A 6,667-nucleotide genomic window follows, 5' to 3' on the forward strand; every position below is an offset into this window, starting at 1 on the left:
GTCCCGATGCAGTTGATCGACCGAGCCCGCGAAGACCCGGTCGATGCTGCCGTCAGCCTGCCAGCGTCGCATGATCCGGTAGATGCGGGTGTGGTGGATTTCAGGCAGCCCCTTTGCATCCGTTTCGATCGGCAGCATCTTCCATTGACACCCCATATAGAGCGCCTTCAGGACGTAGTTGAACATCCTCTGTAACGGCAACGTCGGCGGCGGGCCGCGCCGGCCCCGGCTCAGGTGCGGCAAGACAAAGTGCCCGAACTGCGCTTCACTCAATTTCGTGGGAATCGCCTGCCGGCCATGGTTTGCAGCCATTTTCGCATCCGCAAAGCCCTGACTTTAACCGCTCCCCCCTCGCCAGCTCCGAAAGCCATTCCCGGTGGGGCTCGCAGACAAATTCGGCCCCTTCGGAAAACCCGCAATCAGTTGAACAAATACGGGTATGGCCAGCGCGCGCTGGTCGAGTCGCAGATCTCGCGCATCAAGCGCTGCCTCGGCGCGCGGCTACTGACGCGCAAAACCAAATCGCAGCAGCGCGAGGGCGTGATTATCGCGAACCTCGTGAATCTGTGGAACAGCTTCGGCAAGGCGGTCTGCGCCAAGACGGCATAGTTGCGCCCGCAACCCAATGGGCGCATACCCTGCTGAACAAAGCCATTACGAATCTGCATTCGAAAAGTCGAGAGTAAACGCTAAATTCCGGCCGTTAACAACCCCCATCACGCCGGTGCATCGCTCAATGCGTTTTCGGGCGAACAGTTGCTACTGCGCCACTTCTGTATAAAGCGATCATCGCTCTGGCTCACAAGATGATACGGTTGATCTTCCTGCTACTGACACGCAAAGTCGCGTATCACGACCCGCAGATCGACTATCAGGCCATCGGCGCGAAGAAAAATGCACCCCGCTGGATCAAGCAGTTGAAGGCGATCGGCCAATGGCCGGACGAGGCCTCAGCCTCTGTCACCACCTAACCGTCGCCACAACGAGGGGTCGGGCATGGCGATATTTTTACTCGCGGGCCACGCGAGGGGGCATGCACATGCCCGCACTACCCAGCTTTCACGGTAACGAGATGCCTTTACCCAGCTCACCTCTCCGCCTGTTTTTACACCTGAGAAAAACCTGCAACCAGTAGTACGGAAGTAAACCGCCAGTCGTCCTTTATCGCTGCGCAGAACATCGACGATGCACGCGTTCGTCATGCCGGTCGTTCGCGTACATTCATTTGCGATGCGAATCAGTGTTATCCAAACAATTGATTTTGTAGCTTGAGGCGAGATGCCGCATAGTCGCTTCCTGCGACGCGCGGCACAGCGCCCGACTATCCGTGCCGGAAAGAGAACTTTCCTGACGTGCCCCGATGCAAGCGACGCTATCGGAGCGGATATCCATCTGAACGTCAAAATCAATTTTCTGCGGGAGCGGATACGAAAAACCATCGGAGCCGTGGCAATGACTGTATCGATCGTGATAGTGGGTGCCGGCTTTTGCGGGACGATGAAGGCCACATGGCTACCATCGGATCAAACCGTAAAGCCCCTATCGATCGCACGGGTCGATGACAGCTTTAGCGTTTCGCGCGGTATTTCTCGATTTTCGATATCAATAAGAAAAAATGGACAAGCGAAGAGTCGTCGTCACCGGTCTTGGTGCCATTTCCCCAGTCGGGATTGGCGTCGAGGAAAATTGGTCGAATGTCATTGCCGGCCGCAGTGGAATCGGTCGGGTCACCTTTTTCGATACGACCGATTTCCCGGCGCAAATCGCTGGCGAAGTCAAGGGGTTCGACGCAACTCGCTTCATTTCGGAAAAAGAGGTCCGCCATATGGATCGCTTCATCCAACTCGGTGTCGTGGCCGGCATGGAAGCATTCGTCGACAGCGGCCTCAAAGTGACCGAGGCAAATGCCTCCCGGATCGGCGTTCATGTCGGGTCCGGAACCGGCGGCGTTCAGACCCTCGTCGATACTGCCTTCACGATAAGGGACAAAGGGCCGCGGCGGGTGTCCCCATTTTACGTGCCCTCATCCATCATCAACATGATCGCGGGGCATCTCTCGATCCGGTACGGGCTCAAGGGACCGAATCTCGCCATGGCGACGGCGTGCTCGACCGCCACTCATGCGATCGGTGACGCCGCCCGGCTGATCGAGTATGGTGACGCCGATGTCATGATTGCAGGTGCTGCGGAGGCGGCGATCACCGAGAGCAGCCTCGCGAGCTTTGGCCGGGCCAAGGCGCTCTCGACGCGCAACGAAAGTCCCGAGACAGCGAGCCGCCCGTGGGACGCGGAGCGCGACGGCTTCGTGCTAGGTGAAGGAGCCGGCATCATCGTGCTCGAGGAGATGAAGCACGCGCGCCGGCGCGGCGCACGGATTTACGCGGAATTGGCCGGATTCGGACTGAGCGGTGAGGCATTCCATATTACTAGCATACGGGTCAGGGTACCCGAATATGGGGGCGCGGAACGCGTCTGCTTTGGAAGCAGGCGAGGGGCGCGTTCCTGGAAGCATTAGCGAAGTCAGGCAGTCCCCTTTGGTCCGTCCAGACGCACGGTTGAATGCCGTCGAGGACGGCCTGCAGACGGTTGACCGAGGGCTGCTTCTGCAAGGTGACAATGCCGTACCCTCAGTATGTTGCATTGCACAATGCTGTCTGGTATCAATTAGGATTCCCCAGTCTATACGCGCAGGAATCCACCAGAGGCATCCCTGCCTCGATTGTCCCTGCGCCATTCCACGATTCCGTTCGCACTCCGACAGGCAGATTTATCTGCAGTCATGCCTGCGACGATCGTCGGCCAACCTGTCGAGGAGAATGTATTGGCAAGTCCAGTTCGCGACGATTCAGCATCCCGCGTGATCGCGGTTACGGCAAAGCGCGGCCGCCCCGCGCCAAAGGGAAAGCCCCGGGCCGTAGAGACACCGCTGGACATCGAGTCGATGGCGCGACAGGACGAGGAGCGTCAACGCCAGATGCGCGCGCTGATCGCGCTTGGCCGTGAGCGCGGCTATCTCACGCACGTGGACATCAACGATCACCTCTCAGACAACGTTACGCAAACGGCGGCAATGGAGACGATCGTCGGCACGTTCAGCGACATGGGGGTGGCGCTGTACGAGCAGGCGCCGGACGCGGCGACGCTCCTGTTAAGCGACGCCGCGGCCGCCGAGGCATCCGACGATCAGGCGGACGAGGAAGCGCAAGCGGCACTGTCAACCGTCGATTCCGAATTCGGCCGCACGACGGATCCAGTCCGGATGTACATGCGCGAAATGGGCGCCAGAGAACTGCTGACCCGCGCCGCCGAAATCGAGATCGCAAAACGCATCGAAGACAGCCTGCAGGCCATGATTCAGGCAATCGCGGCGTGTCCGACGGTTCTTGCGATCATTCTTGCCGATGTGGACCGCATCGTTGCCGGCGAACTGCGTACCGACGAACTGGTCGATGGTATCAGCGATGCGGTGAGCGAAAGTGCAATAACGCTGGACTTCGAAGAAAATGGAGGGGAGGCCTCCGCCTGCGGCGATGACCCGGACCTTGCGCCGGACGCCGGGGATCCGGAGGCAGCGAATGCAGCCCGCCTCGAGCAACTCACGATCGACAGTCTTGCGGTTTTTGCACGTGTGCGGACACTGTTCGGGCAATTGCCGGATATGCGTGCTACAGGCAAGGCGCATTCCGCGGCCGTTGCGCGCGTGCGTCCGGCGATCCAGCGTGAACTGGCGCGGATCCGCTTTACGGCCAGAACCATTGATCGCCTGTGTGCCGGTGTGCACGAACAGATGACGGAGGTTCGGGCGATCGAGCGCAGTATCCTGCAAATCGCCGTCGAGCGTTGCGGCATGCCACGCGAGTCGTTCGTGGAGGCGTTCCCGGGCCACGAGACCGACCTTGAATGGACCTGCCGCATGGCGGCGACTTCGCGACAGTTTGGCGCGGCGCTCGAGCGACATCGGCCGGCCATTCAGGCCGGGCAGCAGAAACTCGCCGACATCGAGACCAGGGTCTCGCTGCCACTGCAGCAGCTCAGGGAGATCAACCGCAGGATGAGTGGGGCGGAATCGAAAATGCGGCAGGCCAAGCGGGAGATGACCGAAGCGAATCTTCGTCTGGTCATCTCGATTGCCAAGAAATACGTGAACCGCGGCATGCCGTTCCTCGACCTGATTCAGGAAGGCAATATCGGCCTGATGAAGGCGGTGGACAAGTTTGAATACCGGCGTGGGTGGAAGTTTTCGACGTACGCCACCTGGTGGGTCCGGCAGGCTGTCACGCGAGCGCTTGCCGATCAGGCGCGGACCATTCGTGTGCCGGTGCACATGATCGAGACGATCAACAAGCTGAACCGGATTTCGCGTGAATACCTGCAGCAGACGGGACAGGAAGCGCATCCCGCCGTCCTTGCTGAACGTATGGAGATGTCCGAGGAAAAAGTGCGCGGTATCCTCAGGATCGCGAAGCAACCGGTGTCGCTCGAGACCCCCGTGGGCGACGATGCCGACGCGACGCTCGGCGACATGATCGAGGATCTCTCTGCGAGTTCACCGGTTGAGGCCGCGATTCACGCAAACATGCGTGCCGCAATCGATGAGGCGCTCGACGGGTTGTCGCCACGCGAGGCCAAGGTCCTGCGGATGCGATTCGGGATCGATACAACTTCTGAACAGACGTTGGGAGAGGTCGGCGAGCAGTTTGGCGTGACCCGTGAACGAATTCGCCAGATCGAGATCAAGGCGATGCGCGCGCTGAGGGATCCCAGTCGTGCTGACAGGTTGAGACCGTTCCTCGAGCTCTGAGCAAAGGCGGAGGGCGCGCCCCCCGTCGATGCCCGGCTCCAGACCGGCAGTGATCCTGCATCGGCCGGCTCGCTGGGTGGCCGCGTTCGCAGCCCGGAAAACTTACAGCGGCGTGATGTTCGCTGCCTGTTTCCCCTTGGGGCCCTGCTTGACTTCAAAACTCACCTTCTGGCCTTCCTGGAGGGATTTGAAACCCGCGCCCTGAACCTCGGAGAAGTGCGCGAAAAGGTCTTCGCCACCATCGTCTGGCGTGATGAATCCAAAACCCTTCGAATCGTTAAACCACTTGACGGTACCTGTTGCCATGTTCTGAATACTCCTGGGAAGACGGGTTGTAGAGGATGCCACGGGCCAGGGCCAGACGTGTAGAACACCGGAGCGACCGCAGGGCTGGGGTCGTCCGAGGCCCGAAAAGCACAAAGCCCGCTCGATGGCGGGCTTTCGCTGGTGAGGGGCGACCGGATTCGCGCCGGGATTGCCCACATCGTGCCCAGGCTTGGGAAAAATGCTTGCATCAAGTAAGGCGTGAAATCGCGGAAAGCGTTACCGGGCTCTGGTTGCGGGGGCAGGATTTGAACCTGCGACCTTCGGGTTATGAGCCCGACGAGCTGCCAGACTGCTCCACCCCGCGGCGCGGAGTGTACGCGCACGGCAGCGGCGCGTCAAACAAATCCTGCTGGGCGATCAAGTGGTCTGAATGAACGGGGCCATCTCTTGCTGCCAGGGCAACGACAAACTAAGTTGACCGGTGTGTTGCCCACATGCCTGTTACGTGCCAACACGCGACAGGAAGTCCGACCTCCAGGCCGTTAGCTGTTGCTTCATGGCCGCTCCCGACCACCGGGGCCGTGCCCGACGGGCGCGTCAGCTGCATCGTGATCGCCCTGGTTAGGCCGGCATCAGTCGGATCCCGGAAAGCGTAGACTTGCCGACTTCCATTCGCCGTTCAAGGTAGTCTCCATGTTGATGAAAGCCCTGCGTCTCGGTCTCGGCCAGTTAATTTTACTCAGCGACGCCGTCAGTCGCCCACGCTCGCAGCGCCGTGGGGCGCAAGGTCAGGCGGTTGTAGAAAAAGAAGCGGCGTGCCTATCGCTGTATCAGTTCCATGCGTGCCCCTGCTGCGTCAAGACCCGGCGCGCCCTGCATCGTCTGAATGTGCCGATGACGCTGCACGACGCCAAAAACGATCCCATCGCACGGGATCGTTTGCTGGCTGGCGGTGGCAAGATCAAAGTGCCTTGCCTGCATATTCAGGAAGAGGGCCAGTCGCGCTGGTTGTACGAGTCCAGCGCCATCATCGCCTGGCTGGAGCAACGCTTCGCCGGGATCGCGTGATCCTTCTCGCGCGGGCATGAGGCGGGTCAGCGACCGGAACCGGTCGCACGCTGCCGGACCAGGGCGCCGTCCACTCGAAACACTACGTTCACTGCACGCGTAGGGGAGAGCGTGGTTGGGGAGGAAGATTTTGCACGCTCTCTTCTACGTCAGACGATGACGTCTGGATCGGCACTTAGACTGGACACCGAATGATTTGCGACTAACGATTATCGCCGGTGCCTCTCGGCCTCAGCGGGTCAGCCCGGCAGCCACCCGCAGCGGCAACGCGCATGGCTGATGCGTAAGCGGCAGTTTCTCCTCACATAGATCCTGATCTGAAAACAGCGCAGGATGTGTCCACGGTTTTTTAATGGACACACCCTTCATGGACGAGAACTGCGCAGATTTTTTGCCCTTGCGTGCGACCAACGTTGGTGTCGAAGGCAAGCGGACTTTCGACAAGCGTGACAAACAGAGGCTGATTGAAGCCTGCCTGAAGCCGGGCGTGTCGATCGCGGGTATGGCGCTGAAGGCGGGCGTGAACGCCAA

7 protein-coding genes and 1 tRNA gene are annotated in these 6,667 nt (G+C 60.2%); 5 read left to right on the forward strand and 3 right to left on the reverse strand.

Annotated elements, in window-relative coordinates:
* Nucleotides 1-312: transposase (locus M3I54_RS43145; RefSeq protein ID WP_254346468.1), on the reverse strand; the 312-nt coding region annotated here is incomplete at its 3' end.
* Between M3I54_RS43145 and M3I54_RS43150 the strand changes: the two genes are divergently transcribed.
* From M3I54_RS43150 to rpoD, 4 genes are all read left to right on the forward strand, one after another.
* Nucleotides 250-609, forward strand: a complete 360-nt coding sequence (locus M3I54_RS43150; RefSeq protein ID WP_254346477.1) for a hypothetical protein — start codon at nt 250-252, stop codon at nt 607-609. The genes M3I54_RS43145 and M3I54_RS43150 overlap by 63 nt on opposite strands.
* A 197-nt stretch (nt 610-806) precedes the next feature.
* The gene (locus M3I54_RS43155) at nt 807-971 is read left to right on the forward strand and encodes a hypothetical protein (RefSeq protein WP_254346470.1); all 165 of its coding nucleotides are present in this window, start codon (nt 807-809) and stop codon (nt 969-971) included.
* A gap of 644 nt (nt 972-1,615) precedes the next feature.
* A complete protein-coding gene (locus M3I54_RS43160) occupies nt 1,616-2,515 on the forward strand; it encodes a beta-ketoacyl-ACP synthase II (protein WP_375541884.1) in 900 nt (299 codons plus the stop codon).
* Nucleotides 2,516-2,779: 264 nt separating this feature from the next.
* On the forward strand, nt 2,780-4,801 hold the full coding sequence (rpoD, locus tag M3I54_RS43165; RefSeq protein WP_254346473.1) for an RNA polymerase sigma factor RpoD: 2,022 nt from the start codon (nt 2,780-2,782) through the stop codon (nt 4,799-4,801).
* A gap of 102 nt (nt 4,802-4,903) precedes the next feature.
* Here rpoD and M3I54_RS43170 read toward each other — a convergent pair whose 3' ends face one another.
* Nucleotides 4,904-5,107, reverse strand: coding sequence for a cold-shock protein (locus tag M3I54_RS43170; RefSeq protein WP_133198258.1), 204 nt, complete (start codon nt 5,105-5,107; stop codon nt 4,904-4,906).
* 248 nt (nt 5,108-5,355) lie between these two features.
* Nucleotides 5,356-5,432 (reverse strand) — tRNA-Met (locus tag M3I54_RS43175).
* Between the two features lie 329 nt (nt 5,433-5,761).
* Here M3I54_RS43175 and M3I54_RS43180 point away from each other — a divergent pair.
* Nucleotides 5,762-6,136: a glutathione S-transferase N-terminal domain-containing protein gene (locus tag M3I54_RS43180; RefSeq protein ID WP_254346475.1), complete on the forward strand. Its 375-nt coding sequence runs from the start codon at nt 5,762-5,764 to the stop codon at nt 6,134-6,136.
* The last annotated feature ends 531 nt before the right edge of the window (nt 6,137-6,667 follow it).

Origin of the sequence: Paraburkholderia sp. CNPSo 3274 (genome assembly GCF_024206475.1) — a bacterium.
Taxonomy (GTDB): Bacteria; Pseudomonadota; Gammaproteobacteria; order Burkholderiales; family Burkholderiaceae; genus Paraburkholderia.